Annotated in this window: 18 protein-coding genes, 1 tRNA gene and 2 riboswitches; of the genes, 15 read left to right on the top strand and 4 right to left on the bottom strand. The window is 69.5% G+C overall.

Annotation, left to right across the window (positions count from 1 at the left end; translation table 11 throughout):
- The first annotated feature begins 18 nt into the window (after nt 1-18).
- The 6 genes from BLQ91_RS27765 to BLQ91_RS27790 all read left to right on the top strand — a co-directional run bounded on the left by BLQ91_RS27765 (nt 19) and on the right by BLQ91_RS27790 (nt 4,674).
- Nucleotides 19-90, top strand: a tRNA-Glu gene (locus BLQ91_RS27765).
- A gap of 119 nt (nt 91-209) precedes the next feature.
- Nucleotides 210-872: an SAM-dependent methyltransferase gene (locus BLQ91_RS27770; RefSeq protein ID WP_090101356.1), complete on the top strand. Its 663-nt coding sequence runs from the start codon at nt 210-212 to the stop codon at nt 870-872.
- Nucleotides 873-982: 110 nt separating this feature from the next.
- Entirely contained in the window at nt 983-1,639 is a 657-nt protein-coding gene (locus tag BLQ91_RS27775; protein WP_090101607.1) for a DUF4383 domain-containing protein, read from the top strand.
- 107 nt (nt 1,640-1,746) lie between these two features.
- Nucleotides 1,747-2,427 carry a M50 family metallopeptidase gene (locus tag BLQ91_RS27780; protein WP_218130437.1) on the top strand — a complete coding sequence of 227 codons (681 nt, stop codon included), beginning with the start codon at nt 1,747-1,749 and terminating at the stop codon, nt 2,425-2,427.
- 123 nt (nt 2,428-2,550) lie between these two features.
- Complete coding sequence (gene argS, locus BLQ91_RS27785; protein ID WP_090101361.1) at nt 2,551-4,284, top strand: arginine--tRNA ligase; 1,734 nt, start codon at nt 2,551-2,553, stop codon at nt 4,282-4,284.
- 72 nt (nt 4,285-4,356) lie between these two features.
- Nucleotides 4,357-4,674 (top strand): WhiB family transcriptional regulator, encoded by a 318-nt coding sequence (locus BLQ91_RS27790; RefSeq protein WP_090101363.1) that lies wholly within the window; start codon nt 4,357-4,359, stop codon nt 4,672-4,674.
- On the opposite strand, the gene BLQ91_RS27795 is transcribed toward BLQ91_RS27790, so the two are convergent.
- Nucleotides 4,647-5,450: a SigB/SigF/SigG family RNA polymerase sigma factor gene (locus tag BLQ91_RS27795; RefSeq protein ID WP_090101609.1), complete on the bottom strand. Its 804-nt coding sequence runs from the start codon at nt 5,448-5,450 to the stop codon at nt 4,647-4,649. The genes BLQ91_RS27790 and BLQ91_RS27795 overlap by 28 nt on opposite strands.
- A gap of 23 nt (nt 5,451-5,473) precedes the next feature.
- Complete coding sequence (locus BLQ91_RS27800; RefSeq protein ID WP_240010175.1) at nt 5,474-5,842, bottom strand: ATP-binding protein; 369 nt, start codon at nt 5,840-5,842, stop codon at nt 5,474-5,476.
- A 144-nt stretch (nt 5,843-5,986) separates the two neighbouring features.
- Here BLQ91_RS27800 and BLQ91_RS27805 point away from each other — a divergent pair, with 144 nt between their 5' ends.
- Nucleotides 5,987-6,679 carry an ATP-binding protein gene (locus tag BLQ91_RS27805; protein WP_090101367.1) on the top strand — a complete coding sequence of 231 codons (693 nt, stop codon included), beginning with the start codon at nt 5,987-5,989 and terminating at the stop codon, nt 6,677-6,679.
- Here BLQ91_RS27805 and BLQ91_RS27810 read toward each other — a convergent pair.
- Together BLQ91_RS27810 and BLQ91_RS42900 are read right to left on the bottom strand one after the other, a co-directional pair.
- Nucleotides 6,676-7,035: an STAS domain-containing protein gene (locus tag BLQ91_RS27810; RefSeq protein ID WP_245733845.1), complete on the bottom strand. Its 360-nt coding sequence runs from the start codon at nt 7,033-7,035 to the stop codon at nt 6,676-6,678. The genes BLQ91_RS27805 and BLQ91_RS27810 overlap by 4 nt on opposite strands.
- A 141-nt stretch (nt 7,036-7,176) precedes the next feature.
- Nucleotides 7,177-7,845, bottom strand: a complete 669-nt coding sequence (locus BLQ91_RS42900; protein ID WP_143022843.1) for an ANTAR domain-containing protein — start codon at nt 7,843-7,845, stop codon at nt 7,177-7,179.
- A 253-nt stretch (nt 7,846-8,098) separates the two neighbouring features.
- On the opposite strand from BLQ91_RS42900, the gene BLQ91_RS27820 reads away from it, so the two are divergent.
- The 8 genes from BLQ91_RS27820 (at nt 8,099) to gcvP (ending at nt 15,510) form a co-directional block, all read left to right on the top strand.
- The gene (locus BLQ91_RS27820) at nt 8,099-8,314 is read left to right on the top strand and encodes a hypothetical protein (RefSeq protein ID WP_090101369.1); all 216 of its coding nucleotides are present in this window, start codon (nt 8,099-8,101) and stop codon (nt 8,312-8,314) included.
- A 108-nt stretch (nt 8,315-8,422) separates the two neighbouring features.
- Nucleotides 8,423-9,004, top strand: a complete 582-nt coding sequence (gene clsA / locus BLQ91_RS27825; protein WP_090101371.1) for a cardiolipin synthase ClsA — start codon at nt 8,423-8,425, stop codon at nt 9,002-9,004.
- A 42-nt stretch (nt 9,005-9,046) separates the two neighbouring features.
- Nucleotides 9,047-9,430 carry a glycine cleavage system protein GcvH gene (gene gcvH, locus BLQ91_RS27830; protein WP_090101373.1) on the top strand — a complete coding sequence of 128 codons (384 nt, stop codon included), beginning with the start codon at nt 9,047-9,049 and terminating at the stop codon, nt 9,428-9,430.
- Nucleotides 9,431-9,543: 113 nt separating this feature from the next.
- Nucleotides 9,544-10,002, top strand: a complete 459-nt coding sequence (garA, locus tag BLQ91_RS27835) for a glycogen accumulation regulator GarA (RefSeq protein WP_030476302.1) — start codon at nt 9,544-9,546, stop codon at nt 10,000-10,002.
- A 33-nt stretch (nt 10,003-10,035) separates the two neighbouring features.
- Complete coding sequence (locus BLQ91_RS27840; protein ID WP_090101614.1) at nt 10,036-10,590, top strand: MerR family transcriptional regulator; 555 nt, start codon at nt 10,036-10,038, stop codon at nt 10,588-10,590.
- 152 nt (nt 10,591-10,742) lie between these two features.
- A complete protein-coding gene (locus BLQ91_RS27845; RefSeq protein WP_030476304.1) occupies nt 10,743-11,216 on the top strand; it encodes a bifunctional nuclease family protein in 474 nt (157 codons plus the stop codon).
- Between the two features lie 328 nt (nt 11,217-11,544).
- Nucleotides 11,545-12,111 carry a MerR family transcriptional regulator gene (locus BLQ91_RS27850; RefSeq protein WP_090101376.1) on the top strand — a complete coding sequence of 189 codons (567 nt, stop codon included), beginning with the start codon at nt 11,545-11,547 and terminating at the stop codon, nt 12,109-12,111.
- A 261-nt stretch (nt 12,112-12,372) separates the two neighbouring features.
- A riboswitch (glycine riboswitch) is annotated at nt 12,373-12,468 on the top strand.
- 3 nt (nt 12,469-12,471) lie between these two features.
- Nucleotides 12,472-12,571: riboswitch (glycine riboswitch) on the top strand.
- Nucleotides 12,572-12,618: 47 nt separating this feature from the next.
- Complete coding sequence (gene gcvP, locus BLQ91_RS27855) at nt 12,619-15,510, top strand: aminomethyl-transferring glycine dehydrogenase (protein WP_090101378.1); 2,892 nt, start codon at nt 12,619-12,621, stop codon at nt 15,508-15,510.
- The last annotated feature ends 28 nt before the right edge of the window (nt 15,511-15,538 follow it).

Raw genomic sequence — 15,538 nt, forward strand, 5'->3', positions numbered from 1 at the left:
GCATCAATGCTCGTTCTCGGCGTGTTCGTCTAGTGGTCAGGACGCTGGACTCTCAATCCGGAAACACGGGTTCGATCCCCGTACGCGCTACTCGGCCCGGTCTCAGTGGGGTGGACCGGGCCGTCTCCCTCGGTGGTCAGTGTCAGACGGACCCAAAGAATCTTCGAAAACTTCGCCCGAATGGTCTAGGCGCCAGTTACGCTCTGCAAATGGCCGCGGTCCCCGCCTTCGCACGCTACGAGGTCGACGTACGTCGGCCGAACGCCGCGCGGATCCATGACTTCTACCTGGGCGGCGCGCACAACTACGCCGCCGACCGGGCGTTCGCCAAACAGGCCGTCCGGATCGACCCGGGGCTGCCGCTCGTGACGCGGGCGCAGCGGACGTTCCTGCGCCACGCCGTGCGCCACTGCTGGGAGGCGGGCGTGCGCCAGTTCCTCGACCTCGGGTCGGGCATCCCGACGTGCGGCGCCACGCACCAGACGCTGCCCGAGGCCCGCGTCGTCTACGTCGACTCCGACCCGGTGACGGTCGCGTTCTCGCGCGGGCTGCTGCGCGGCGAACCGCGGGCGTGCGCGGTCGAGGCGGACCTGCGCCGGCCCGACCAGGTGCTGCGGCATCCGGGTGTGGTGTCCCAGCTCGACCTGCGCGAGCCCTACGCCGTGCTCATGGTCGACGTCCTGCGCTACGTCGACGACGCGACCGGACCGGGCCGCGTCGTGCGGCGGTACCGGCACGCGCTGCCCGTCGGCGGGTTCCTCGTGGTGTCGCACCCCTCCCCGGTCGAGCAGCTCCTGGAGGGGCTGTCGGCCGAGGCACCGTGCGTCGTGCCGGGCGCGCATGCGGGAATCGGGCGCAAGAGTCGCGTCTGACAGCGTTGTCCATTCCGCAGGAGCACGTCGGCGTGTCTCCGGCCTGTTTGGTCGCTGTGAGGGCCGGGTAGTCAGCCGCCGTGCGACAGAAACGGAGCCTGGAGGGCGACATGACCCACCGCATCAAGGTCGCCGGTCTGCAGCCGGTGCAGGTGCTGGCCGGACTGGCCGGTATCGCGTTCATCGTGTTCGGTGTCGTGGGTTTCACCCGCACCGGGGTCGGCGACTGGGCCGCCCAGTCCCACGTGCTCGGGTTCTCGGTGAACCCGTTGCACAACACGGTGCTCGTGGCCGTCGGCGTGCTCGGTCTGCTCATGGCTCTCGGTTCGGGCCTCGCGAGGCTGTACGGCTGGCTGCTGTTCGCCGGCTTCGCGGCGCTCTTCGTGTGGGACCTGATGATCACGGGATTCCTCGCCAGGAACCCGGTGGAGCAGTACGGCAACCCGTTGGCGGTCAACACCAACGACAACTGGCTGCACCTCGGCATCGCACTGTTCGGACTGCTGCTCGCGGTCATGCCCGCGCGCCGCAAGCTGGTCGAGGACGAGGAGCCCGTGCTGCCCGAGCAGCGCTCGCGGGAGCTCCGCGGTGACCGCGACGGTTCGCCGCACGTCGAGCCGACGGACCCCGCCGTGAGCAGGCGGACCAGCACGGCCATCACCGAGCCGATCCCGACCGGGCCCCGGGGTGCCGAGCCGGTCACCAAGGAGCAGGCCGTGGTCGACCCGAAGACCGAGCGGGTGAGCAAGAACAGGATCAAGCACTGAGCCGGTCGAGCATTCGAGTGTGACAGCCGGACAACCCCCCCGTCCGGAACAGACGCGTCGTGAGAGCCCACATGCGGCTCTCACGACGCGTCTGTTTCCATGTCGCGATGCCTTCCGAGTTGCTGACCGGCGAAGTGCTGATCACGTGGGGAACCGCGGCCGCCGCCTTCCTGGCCGTTGCGGTGCACGGGATCTGGCGGATCACCCGCAACGTCATCACGATCGCCCACGAGGGCGGGCACGCGCTGCTGGCCGTGCTGACCGGGCGGCGGTTGAGCGGGATCAAGCTGCACTCCGACACGTCCGGGCTGACCGTGTCCCGCGGGAAGCCCCGGGGACCGGGGATGGTGCTGACGGCTCTCGCCGGGTACGTCGCGCCGTCGTCGCTCGGGTTCGGGGCGGCGTTGCTGATCACCAACGAGCAGGTCCAGCTGATGTTGTGGATCTCCATCGGGTTCCTGGCCGCGATGCTCGTGATGATCCGCAACGTGTTCGGGGTGCTGTCGATCATCCTCACCGGCGGGGCGTTCCTGGTCGTCTCGTTCCACGCCTCCGCGGAGACCCGGGATGTCGCTGCCTACGTGTTCGCCTGGTTCCTGCTGCTGGGCGGGGTCCGGCCGGTGTGGGAGCTGCAGGTCAAGAGGTGGCGGCGGCAGGCTCCCCGGTCCGACGCCGATCAGCTGGCCTGGCTGACCGGGGTGCCGGCCCTGGGGTGGGTGCTGCTGTTCGGGGTCGTGAGCACGGCCGCGTTGGTGGGTGGCGGGGCGCTGTTGCTGGGGCGGTGGTGAGCCGCTCGGCTCCGCCTTCGTCCGGGGCTCGCGTCGCAGCGGGGGCGGAGCGGGCGGTTGGTACCCGGCTCGGCGCTGGTGAAATACTCGGGTGAACTAGCCAGCTGTCGAGAGGTGGGTTCAGTGCTGCGTGGAGATGTCGGGCTTGAGCTGGGACAGCGGGTCGCGCGGGCGTTGCGCGCCGCCCTGGACGTGGACATCACCGCGGAGGAAGCGCTGATCCGACCGTCCCACCGCGACGGTGCCGACTACCAGTGCAACGTGGCGATGAGCCTCGCCAAGAAGGTCGGGAAGAACCCCCGCGAGGTGGCGGCGTCGATCGTCGAGCACCTCGACGCCGACGACGTGCTGGAGACGCCGGAGATCGCGGGGCCCGGCTTCATCAACCTCAAGCTCAGGCGCGAGTGGCTGGAGGCGCAGGCGGCGCGGTTGCTGGCCGACGAACGGCTCGGCGTGCCTCGGGTCGAGCGGCCCCGGCGGATCGCCATCGACTACAGCAGCCCGAACGTCGCCAAGGAGATGCACGTCGGGCACCTGCGTTCGACGATCATCGGCGACGCGTTCTGCCGGCTGCTGACCTTCGCCGGGCACGAGGTGATCCCGCACAACCACCTCGGTGACTGGGGGACGCCGTTCGGGATGCTGATCGAGCACCTCACGGACCTCGGGCACGGCGCCGACCACGAGATCGGCGACCTCAACGCGTTCTACCAGCAGGCCCGGCAGAAGTTCGACAACGAGCCGGGGTTCGCGGACCGGGCGCGGCGCCGGGTCGTGTTGCTGCAGGGCGGCGACGAGGCGACGCTCGAGCTGTGGCACGAGCTGGTGGGGGAGTCGCAGCGGCACTTCAACCAGGTCTACGAGATGCTCGGGATCGGGTTGTCGGCCGCCGACAATTACGGGGAGAGCTTCTACAACCCCTACCTCGCCGACACGATCACCGAGTTGCAGCAGAAGGGTCTCATCGAGACCAGCGACGGTGCCCTGTGCGTGTTCCCGCCGGGGTTCACCAACCGCGAGGGCGACCGGCTGCCCCTGATCGTGCGCAAGAGCGACGGCGGGTACGGCTACGCCACCACGGACTTCGCGACGGTGCGGTACTGGGTGCGGGAGCGGGAGGTCGACGACCTGGTCTACGTCGTCGGGACGCCGCAGGCGCAGCACTTCCAGATGATCTTCGCCACGTCCCGGCAGGCGGGGTGGCTCGACGACGCGCACACGGCGGTGCACACCGGGTTCGGCACGATCCTGGGGTCTGACGGGAAGACGATCCGCACCAGGGCCGGCGGGACGATCAAGTTGATCGACCTGCTGACCGAGGCCGTCGAGAACTCCTACAAGGTGATGCCCGAGACGTCCGAAGTGGAGGGTGAGGAGAAGGACGCGCTCGCCCGCACCATCGGGCTCGGGGCCGTCAAGTACGCGGACCTCTCCAACGACCGGGAGAAGGACTACGTCTTCACCTGGGAGAAGATGCTCGCGACGACCGGTGACACGTCGGTCTACATCCAGTACGCGAACGCCCGGATCCTGTCCATCGGGCGCAAGGTCGGGCGTGAGGCTCCCGCGGACGCTCCGCTGGTGCTGCGGGAGCAGGCCGAGCGGGACCTCGCGCTGAAGCTGTTGCAGCTGCCCACGGCCTTCCAGGCGGCCATCGACGAGTTCGCGCCGCACAAGCTCACGAACTACCTGTTCGAGACGGCCACGGCGTTCTCGACGTTCTACAACCAGTGCCCGGTGGCGACGGCGGAACCGCGGGAGTTGCAGGACTCCCGGCTGCACCTGCTCACGCTGACTTCACGCGTGCTCACGCTGGGTTTGTCGTTGCTGGGTATCGGGGCACCCGAAAGGTTGTAACAGGTTTATCCCCGGGCATGCAGAGGTACGCAGTGATCGCAACTCTTTCCCCCCAGTCCTCAGGGAGTCGCGATGACCTGCACCACCCGCCTGCCCAAGCCGGTCACCGAGGTGTGGGACTGGCAGATGGAAGGACTGTGCCGCGGGCAGAACAGCGCCGTCTTCTTCCACCCCGACAACGAGCGCGGGTACGCGCGGGCGGCGCGGGAGGAGAAGGCGAAGGCCATCTGCGGCCACTGCCCCGTCTTGCAGCAATGCCGCGCCCACGCGCTTGAGGCTCAAGAGCCGTACGGCGTGTGGGGCGGCATGGGGGAGGACGAGCGGCGCCAGATCGTTTCCGCGGCCCGGCGCCGTGTCCGTGCTTACTCCTCCAGCACGTCCCTGAGCTGACGCAGCGTCTTCGCGAGCAAACGCGAGACGTGCATCTGGGAGATGCCGACCTTCTGCGCGATCTGCGTCTGGGTCATGTTGCCGAAGAAGCGCATGATCACGATCTTGCGTTCGCGCTCGGGCAGCTTCTCCAGCAACGGGTGCAGCGCCTCGCGTTGCTCGATCATCGCGATCTCGGGGTCTTCCTCGCCGATGGTGCTGCCGAGGGAGATCGACGAGTCCTCCGACATGAGCATGTCGTCGAGTGACGCGCTCTGGTAGGCGTTGCCCGCGGCGAGACCCTCGTGGATCTCCTCGCGGGACAGGCCCAGGTGCTCGGCCAGCTCCGACGGCGTGGGCGCGCGGCCCAGCGACTGCGACAGGCGCGAGGTGCCCGCGTTGATCGCCAGGTGCAGTTCCTTCAGCCGGCGCGGCATCCGGACCGACCAGCTGGAGTCGCGGAAGTACTTCCGCACCTCACCCATGATCGTCGGCACCGCGAACGACAGGAAGTCGCTGCCGCGTTCCGGGTCGAACCGGTCGACCGCGTTGATCAGGCCGACCGTCGCCACCTGCACGAGGTCCTCGTGCGGTTCGCCGCGGTGGCCGAACCTGCGGGCGATGTGCTGGGCGACCGGCAGGTGCTCGGTGACGAGCCTGTCCCGCAGCGTGTCGCGCGCGGGACCGGCGGGGGTCTGCGCGAGCTCGGCGAACAGCGGCGCCAGGTGGTCGTAGTCACCGGACCTGGAGGACTTCGTCTCCTCGGTCTTGGTGTCCTCGCCTCTGGCGTCCTCGATCTTGGTCGCCTCTTCCGCCCCGGTCACGCATCCACCGCCCCTGCCGTGGACTTCACGAGGCCGATGTGGACCACGAACCCTTCGGTCTCCTCGACCCGCGTCTGCACGGAGTCGACGAGCGCGGTCAGCACACGCCAGCCGAAGCTGGCCTCGTCGGGCCCGGCCGCGGACTTCGCGGAGACCTTCGCCGAGACGTGGACGGCGCCCTTGGCGTCCACGTCGAAGTGGCAGCTCAGGACGGCGTCGTGCGCCGCCAGCGTGATCAACGTCGAACACGTCTCGTCGACGGCGAGCTTCAGGTCCTCGATCGAGTCGAGGTCGAAGTCCTGCCGCATCGCGATGTCAGCCGCGACCGCCCGTGCGATGGACAGCTGCGTGGGATCCGCGGCCATCCGGAGTTCGACCCCTGACAATTGAGTCACAGCCACCTCGTAGTCCGTTCTTCTGAAGGTCGGCACGTCATTGCCGTACCCGAAACGTTCTCAATTCACACGTGTAGTAATGCCCTTCCCCGGGAAAACACCTGCTGAAGCACGATGAGATCACCAGGGAGGGGCGTTGTGCTGGTGCACCAAGACATTCTCGCCCTCCGCTTTCCCGCGGACGCACACGAGGTGGTGTCCGTGAGGCACCGGCTGCGCGATTGGCTGCGGAGCGGAGGCCTTTCCGAGGACGAGGCGAACGACCTCGTTCTCGCGGTCAGCGAAGCGGTCAACAACTCCGTCGAGCACGCTTTTCCTGGTTCCGCCCGCGGCACCGTGGAAGTGCGGGCGCGGGTGGACCCGGACGGGTCCGTCGAGGTCGACGTCACCGACGACGGGCAGTGGCGCGTGCCACCGCCGGCGCTGACGATGCGCGGCCGAGGTCTCCTGCTCATGCGGGAGAGCGTGGACGAGGTCGAGATCCGGCGCAGTGCGAGCGGTACGACCGTGCGGCTGCGCCGGGGGCGTTCGCCCGTGGTTCCCGCGGCCCGGGCCTCGTCCGAATGCGACGTGCAGGTCCACGAGACCTCCTCCGGCGTGGTAGCGGTGGTGCGCGGGAACGTACCCCGCGAGGCCGGCCCGTTCCTGCGCCGGACGCTGATCGCGGCCGCGCGGGGTGGCACCGTGCCGCTGACCATCGACCTCAGCGGGCTCGGCGACGAGAGGAGCGGGGTGGAGCAGGCCCTCCGCGCGGTCGCCGACGCTCTGCGGTCCGCGGGCAACCGCCTGACCGTCCGGACCGTCTAGGCGAGGGCCTCCTCGACCGTCTGGTGCAGGCTCAGCACCTCACCGAGTCCCGTGGCTTCCAGAGGACGCGTCACGGCTCGCGCCTTGGCCACGACCTTGAGAGCCGCCTCGTGCTGCTGAGCCACACGCGCGGCCTCCACGAGCACGGCCAAGCCCGCGGAACCGAGGAAGGTCACGCCGGTCATGTCCACGACGAAGGTGCCGCCGTCGCCGAGGCCGTTGACCAAGGCCTCGCGCAGCGTGGGCGCGGACACCATGTCGACCTCGCCGGACACGGCGAGAACCGTGACACCGGGCGCCGGCTGCCTCACCGACAGCTCGATGGTCTGATCCGCTCGCGGGTCCTGCACAGTCACCGATGTACTCCCTCTCGCGATAACAGGAAGCCGCCGTGCAGCGGCCCCGGTGCGGCTGCTGGCTCAACCGCTGCGGCCACCGTACGGGAGCGGCCGCTCGACAGGACAGGTCGAGCGGTCAATACCCGGACAATGGTCGGTTCAAACACGCAACGCGTCCCAAAGCCGCTCGGCCACGTCGAACGCCGCACGCGGCGGTTCGGCGACCTCAGCGGCGTCGTCCTCCAGCGTCCCGCCGACCACCAGCACCAGTGCCGTCGCCACGTCCCGCAGCTTCACGTTGGCGTTCTGGCTGGCCCTGACCAGCAGTTCGAACGCCTCACCGGGCTGGCACGGCCGCGCTCCCATCACCAGGCCCTTGGCCTGCTCGATGTAGCGGCGGTGCTGCACCATCCGCACCATCTGGTCGGCCCGCAGCACCTCGCCCGCGCAGAACTCGATCACCGCGGCCGCCGTCGCCACGAGCGGCTCGATCTCCTCGATCGCCTTCAGGTCGTCGATCCCCGGCGAGTGCGACAGGTACACCGTCAGCACCGCCGGGCCGCTGTCGCCCCAGCTGCCCGGCACCGCCACGACGTCCAGGTCGCGGACGCGACCGGACACCTGCCGTTCCTCGCGCGAGGCCTCGACGAGCGGTCCCTCACCGCTGTCGAGCTGGACCTGGTCGAGCTCGACCGCCGCTCCGGTGGCGCGCAGCAGCTCTCCGTCGGGCCACACGCTGAGGCCCACCCCCTCACAGCCGGACAGCTGTGAGCACAGGTGGTCCATCAAACGGGAGATGAGCTCGGGACCGAATTTCACCTGGTTCACGCCAGAAGGTTAAGCCCAGCCGATCCCGGGCAGACGTTGTGCGGTCATCGTCGTACGACGAACGGTTGCACAGGCAAGGACCGGCGCTTCCGCTGCGCTTCGGACCCGAACAGCTCGGCGCGCCGTTCGGTCCAGTCAACGCTTCCGACCCGGAGAGGACACGTGTTCTGAACCACAGTCGGACAGAATTCGTTCCCAGGGATAACGCCGGAGCCCCGGTGCGCGACATCCCTGATGTCACGGAGGGACTGAGATGAGAACCGCCATGGAGACCGAACCGCAGCAGGACGAGAAGTCCGGTTCAGCGCTGCCGACCACGCCGTGCAGCGTGGTGTGGAGCCGGGGCCACGCCTACGTGCTCGAAGGTTCCCGCGCTCGCTGGGTGGGCCGTGACGACCGCGGTCGCCCGCACGCCATCACCGGCGCCGAGATGCAGCGCCGCGGCTGGACGTTCACACGGACAGTCTGACTTTTCACCCGTACGAACCGAACGATCCGCACCACCCGCAACCAGTCGCACCGCGTGCCGTGACGCCATCCGGCAGCCCCTGCGCAGTCACTCGTTTAGAGTGCGGGTGTGCGTGACCCGGCTGATCGCCTGCTGACGATTCCGAACCTGCTCAGCGTGCTGCGGCTGGCCGGTGTTCCGCTCTTCCTGTACCTGCTGCTCGGACCCCGCGCGGACGGCTGGGCGCTGCTCGTCCTGGTCTTCGCGGGGCTGTCCGACTGGCTCGACGGCAAGCTCGCGCGCTGGCTCGACCAGATGAGCAACCTCGGCGCGCTGCTCGACCCCGCCGCGGACCGCCTCTACGTGTTCTGCACGCTGCTGGCGTTCGTGATCAGGGACATCGTCCCGCTGTGGATCGCCCTGGTGCTCGTGGGACGTGAGGTCGTCGTCGGGATCTGCCTGCTGGTGCTGCGCGGGAGGGGCTGGGGCCCGTTCGAGGTCACGTACCTGGGCAAGGCCGCGACGTTCAACCTGCTGTACGCCTTCCCCCTGCTGCTCCTCGCGCAGGGCGACTCGGCGTGGGCGCAGGTCGCCCTGCCGTTCGCCTACGCGTTCACGGCCTGGGGCGGAGCGCTCTACCTGTGGTCGGCGCTGCTGTACGTCTACCAGTTCTTCCTGGCCCTGCGGGTCACACCCCGCGCGGTCGCGTGAAAAGATCACCCCATACAGGTTCAGCACGAGGAGCGCAGTCAGTTGATTCCCGAGGAGCTTCGTTACACCGAGGAGCACGAGTGGGTCGCCACCGCCGGCGAGAACACAGTGCGCGTCGGCATCACCGACTACGCCCAGGAACAGCTCGGTGACGTCGTCTTCGTCCAGCTGCCCGAGGTCGGCCACACCGTGGCCGCCGGGGACACGTTCGGCGAGGTCGAGTCCACCAAGAGCGTGTCGGACCTCTACTCGCCGCTCGACGGTGAGGTCGTCGCCATCAACGACGCCCTGGTCCAGACCCCCGACTCGGTGAACAGCGACCCGTACGGCGAGGGCTGGATGGTCGAGATCCGCGTGAGCGACCCCGAGGCGGTGGAGGGCCTGCTGGACGCGGACGGGTACAAGGCCTTGGTGGAGAAGGAGTGACGTCGATCTTTCGCCGGATCTTCGGCAGGAAGGGGAGCCGCGGGCAAGGCGGTGACCCCAACGCGATAGGTTTTACCGGAAGTGACGGATCCAGCAGCAGGAGGAGAGCTCAGGTGAGCACGAACGACGGCCCAGGCGTTCCGCCGGAGCAGTCCCCGGAGCGGACCTCCGTCTTCCGGGCGGACTTCCTCCAGGAGATGGAAGGCGGCGCCGAGGCGCCCGCACAGGAGCCGGCCGTTGCCGGTGTTGACGCCCTTCCCGCCGGTTCCGCGCTGCTCGTGGTGAAGCGCGGCCCGAACGCCGGTTCCCGGTTCCTGCTGGACCGAGACACGACGAGCGCCGGGCGCCACCCCGACAGCGACATCTTCCTGGACGACGTGACGGTCTCGCGCCGCCACGCCGAGTTCCGCCGGGAGAGCGGCGAGTTCGTCGTCATCGACGTCGGCAGCCTCAACGGCACCTACGTCAACCGCGAGCCGGTCGACCAGGCCGTCCTCGCGAACGGCGACGAGGTCCAGATCGGCAAGTTCCGCCTCGTCTTCCTGACGGGTCCTGGCTCCGCGGGAGCCTGACGCGTGACGGCCGGGCGGCCACAGCGCGGGGTGATCGGCATCGGGGCGGTGCTCGCACAGCTCCGTCCCGAGTTCCCCGACGTCACCATCTCCAAGATCCGCTTCCTGGAAGCGGAGGGGCTGGTCCGCCCGGCACGCACCGCCTCCGGCTACCGCCAGTTCAGCGCGGCGGACGTCGAGAGGCTGCGGTTCGTGCTGTCCGCGCAACGCGACAGGTACCTGCCGCTCAAGGTGATCCGCGAGCAGCTCGACGCCGCCCCGGTGGACTCCACCGCGGTGTCGCGGGCCGAGCTGCTGGCGCAGACCGGCTTCAGCGCCGACCAGCTGACCCAGCTGGAGCGCGACGGCCTGCTGCGCCCCGGCCCCGGTGGCCGGTTCACCACCGACGACATCACCGCGCTCCGCACGATCCGGACGATGACCGGGCTCGGCGTCGAGCGCGAACACCTGCGCGCGGTCCGCGCGGCAGCGGACCACGAGGTGGTCCTGCTGAAATCTTTCTCGGATCCCGGCACGGTGCGGGAATTGGCGGGCCTGTTCACCTCGTTGCACACGTTGCTGGTGAACGCCGGCCTGCGCCAGTCCTGATCTCCGCGGGACCGGGTGCAGTCTTGATCACGATCTGTCCGCAACGGTTGAGCACTCGGCCCGCTTGGCGGGTAGCGTCGGACAGGTACGCCGGGGGATGCTCGGGGGTGGATCCGGGTCGTCCCCGAACGAACAGAGGGAGGCGAGGCCCGATGAGCGAAATGCGCGTCGTCGGCGTGCGGGTGGAGCTGCCCCAGAACCAGCCGATCCTTCTTCTGCGCGAAACCGAGGGTGAGCGGTACCTGCCGATCTGGATCGGCTCCGTTGAGGCCACGGCGATCGCGCTCGAGCAGCAGGGCGTCCGTCCTGCCCGCCCGCTCACGCACGACCTGCTCAAGGACGTCATCGGGGCGCTGGGCCGCAACCTCGAACAGGTGCGCATCACGGATCTGCAAGAGGGCACGTTCTTCGCCGAGCTCGTGTTCGACGGTGACGTGCGGGTGTCCGCACGGCCCTCGGACTCGGTGGCGCTGGCGTTGCGGGTGGGTGTGCCGATCCACGCCGAGGAGTCGGTGCTGGCCGAGGCCGGCCTGATCATCCCCGACGAGCAGGAGGACGAGGTCGAGAAGTTCCGCGAGTTCCTCGACTCGATCTCGCCGGAGGACTTCCGCGGAGCCGACACCTGAGCGGTGCCGCGGGCACTGACACTCGAACGGACCTGCGTCGCTGTCTGTCTCATTTGGGTCGGCGTGCTCCGCTCGCGTATCACTCAGGTGGGCTACTTTCCGCTGGAAATCAGCGCTAAACGATCACTAAACGTCACTTGAACGTCCTGGATCGGGTGACGGTATGACTCTCCACCTGAGGTTGAGGGTCGACACTCCCCGCGCGTCGCGTTGACCTGCCCTCGGAGCGGTCTTACCGTCGAACTCGAGTGGACGTCGCCGGTTCACGAGAGTGGACGCGGTGGCTTGACGGTCATGAGTTTCGTGGCCGTTCCGAGGGGAGGCAGGCGTGGTCGAGGAAGCGCCCTTGAGGGCCGGATCCGGGCTGCAGGGTGAGCTGTTCCCGGACTCCTCGCTGCCGGACGAGCTCGTCGGCTACCGGGGGCCCGCGGCGTGTCAGATCGCGGGCATCACGTACCGGCAGCTCGACTACTGGGCCCGCACCGGGCTCGTCGCCCCGACGGTCCGGATGGCGCACGGCTCGGGCAGCCAGAGGCTGTACTCGTTCAAGGACATCCTGGTCCTGAAAGTCGTGAAGCGGCTCCTGGACACCGGTGTCTCGCTGCAGAACATCCGCGTCGCCGTCGACCACCTGCGCCGGCGCGGCGTGCAGGACCTGGCGAAGATCACGCTCTTCTCCGACGGCACGACCGTCTACGAGTGCACCTCGCCGGAGGAGGTCGTGGACCTGCTGCAGGGCGGTCAGGGCGTGTTCGGCATCGCGGTGAGCGGTGCGATGCGCGAGATCTCCGGCACGATCCACGAGTTCCCGGCCGAACGCGCGGACGGCGTCGAGATCGCGCCGATGACCGAGGACGAGCTGACCCGCCGCCGCCGCGAGCGCGCCACCGGCTGACCGGCCCGGTGACCATGGCCGACCGGCGCCTCCCCGTGGCCGGTCGGCAGCAGCGCCGGGGACGGGTCCGTCCCTGGCATGGCGCACACTCCTTCGTCGCAGGTGGTCGCGGTTCTGGCCGCGGCCGTCCGGCGCGCCTCCCGCGGTCGTGGGCACCGCGCACCTGCTGGCGGTGGCGCTCACCGGTCTCGCCGTTGAGACGTAGGTCGCGTCTCTAGCGACTGGGCGGGCTGCCTGCGGGTATTCTTCCCGGGTAGTCGCTGAACTCAGGCGGGAGAGACCGGGCTTCGAACCCGGCGCCGAAGGAGCAAGTCCCTCCCCGGGAACCTCTCAGGCATCCAGGACCGCCGAGCGAGACGCCTCTGGAAAGTGGATCCCCGCAAGGGAATCCCGCCGACGGTGAAAGCCCGGTCCCGTACCGGGTGAACCTCTCAGGCGCCCTTGAAGGGTACGGACAGAGCGGGGAGGGCACCAGGACACGTGTGCCCTCAGCCCCGGAGGCGTTTGATGACGCAGGACCGCATTCCGCTCGCCGCTCTCGAGCACGGCACCCCGTTCGCCGACCGCCACGTCGGTCCGCGTCCCGCCGAGCTCGCGCGCATCCTCGACGTCATCGGTGTCGGATCGCTGGAGGAGCTGGCGCAGCACGCGGTGCCGTCGTCCATCCACGAACGCGACCTCGTGCTGGACCTGCCCGCCCCGGCCACCGAGACCGAGGCGCTCGCGGAGCTGCGGGAGCTCGCGTCGCGGAACCGGCCGATGACGCAGATGATCGGCCTCGGCTACTACGACACCGTGACGCCGGGCGTGATCCTGCGCAACGTCCTGGAGTCGCCCGCCTGGTACACCGCGTACACGCCGTACCAGCCGGAGATCTCCCAGGGCCGCCTGGAGGCCCTGCTGAACTTCCAGACGATGGTCGGCGACCTGACGGGCCTGCCCGTCGCGAACGCGTCCATGCTGGACGAGTCGACCGCCGCCGCCGAGGCGATGACCCTCGTGCGCCGCGCCGGCCGCTCCAAGTCGAACAAGTTCGTCATCGACGCCGACACGCTGCCGCAGACGCTGGCCGTCATCGAGACGCGCGCCGAGCCGCTGGGCATCGAGATCGTCGTCGCCGACCTGTCGCAGGGCATCGAGGGCCTCGGCCTGGGCGGCGACTTCTTCGGCGTGCTGCTGTCGTACCCCGGCGCGTCCGGTGTGGTGCGCGACCAGAAGGCGCTCATCGAGGAGATCCACGCCGCCGGTGCGCAGGCCGTCGTCGTCGCCGACCTGCTGGCGCTGACGCTGCTGCGCGCGCCCGGTGAGATCGGCGCGGACGTCGTCGTCGGCACCACCCAGCGCTTCGGCGTGCCGATCGGCTTCGGCGGCCCGCACGCCGGCTACATGGCCGTCCGGTCCGGTCTGGAGCGCCAGCTTCCCGGCCGTCTCGTCGGTGTCTCCGTCGACGCCGACGGCTCGCTGGCCTACCGCCTCGCGCTGCAGACGCGTGAGCAGCACATCCGCCGTGAGAAGGCCACGTCGAACATCTGCACCGCGCAGGTGCTGCTGGCCGTGATCGCCTCCATGTACGCCGTCTACCACGGTCCCGAGGGCCTGCGCGCCATCGCGACCCGCGTGCACCGCCTGGCCACCGTGCTCGCCACGGGCCTGTGCGAGGCCGGGCTGGACGTCGTGCACGGCGAGTTCTTCGACACCGTCGAGGTCCGCGTTCCCGGTGAGGCCGCGGCCGTCGTGGCCAAGGCCCGCGAGGCCGGCATCAACCTGCGGCTCGTCGACTCCGACGTCGTCGCGATCGCCTGCGACGAGAAGACCACGCGTACGCACGTCGTCGCGGTGTGGGAGGCGTTCGGCGTCACCGGGTCCGATGTGGACGCGATCGACGCCGACACCGCCGACGGCATCCCGGCCGACCTGCGCCGCACCTCGGACTACCTGACCCACCCGGTCTTCCACTCGCACCGCTCCGAGACGGCGCTGCTGCGCTACCTGCGCGCGCTGTCCGACAAGGACGTCGCACTGGACCGCAGCATGATCCCGCTCGGCTCCTGCACGATGAAGCTCAACGCCACCGCGGAGATGGAGTCCATCACGTGGCCGGAGTTCTCGACGCTGCACCCGTTCGCCCCGGCCGAGGACGCCGCCGGTCTGCTGAAGATCGTGTCGGACCTGGAGGCCTGGCTCGCCGAGGTCACCGGCTACGACGCCGTCTCGCTGCAGCCGAACGCCGGGTCGCAGGGTGAGTTCGCCGGTCTGCTGGCGATCCGCGCCTACCACCGCGCGAACGGCAACGCCGACCGCGACGTCTGCCTGATCCCGTCGTCCGCCCACGGCACGAACGCCGCGTCCGCCGTCATGGCCGGCATGCGCGTCGTCGTCGTCAAGTGCGACGACAAGGGCAACATCGACATGGGCCACCTGCGCCAGACGGTCGCGGAGCACGCGGACGACCTGGCCGCGATCATGATCACCTACCCGTCGACCCACGGCGTGTACGAGGACACCGTCCGCGAGGTCTGCGGCCTGGTCCACGACGCGGGTGGCCAGGTGTACGTCGACGGCGCGAACCTCAACGCCCTGATCGGCCTGGCCCGCTACGGCAAGTTCGGTTCGGACGTCTCGCACCTGAACCTGCACAAGACGTTCTGCATCCCGCACGGCGGCGGTGGTCCCGGCGTCGGCCCGATCGGGGTGAAGTCCCACCTCGCGCCGTTCCTGCCGAACCACCCGCTGCAGCCGACGGCGGGACCGGCCACCGGTGTCGGCCCGATCTCGGGCGCCCCGTGGGGTTCCGCGTCGATCCTGCCGATCTCGTGGGCCTACGTGCGCATGATGGGCGGCGACGGCCTGCGCCGCGCGACCCTGACCGCCGTGGCCGCCGCGAACTACGTGGCCCGTCGCCTGGACGAGCACTACCCGGTCCTCTACACCGGTGAGGGCGGCTTCGTCGCCCACGAGTGCATCCTCGACCTGCGCCCGATCACCAAGGCCACCGGCGTGACGGTGGACGACGTCGCGAAGCGCCTCGCCGACTACGGCCTGCACGCCCCGACGATGTCGTTCCCGGTCGCCGGCACGCTGATGGTCGAGCCGACCGAGTCCGAGGACCTGGCCGAGATCGACAGGTTCATCGACGCCATGATCGCCATCAAGCGCGAGATCGACCGCGTCGGCGCCGGCGAGTGGCCGGTGGAGGACAACCCGCTGCGCAACGCCCCGCACACCGCGGCCAGCGTGACCGTCGGCGAGTGGAACCACCCGTACACCCGCGAAGAGGCCGTGTACCCGGCTGGCACCGCGGCTCCGAAGATCTGGCCGCCCGTCCGCCGCATCGACGGCGCGAAGGGCGACCGCAACCTGGTCTGCTCCTGCCCGCCGCTCGAGGCGTACAGCAGCTGATCCCGGACCGGTGAAGGGGGCGCACCCG

Source organism: Lentzea jiangxiensis (genome assembly GCF_900104175.1).
GTDB lineage: Bacteria > Actinomycetota > Actinomycetes > Mycobacteriales > Pseudonocardiaceae > Lentzea > Lentzea jiangxiensis.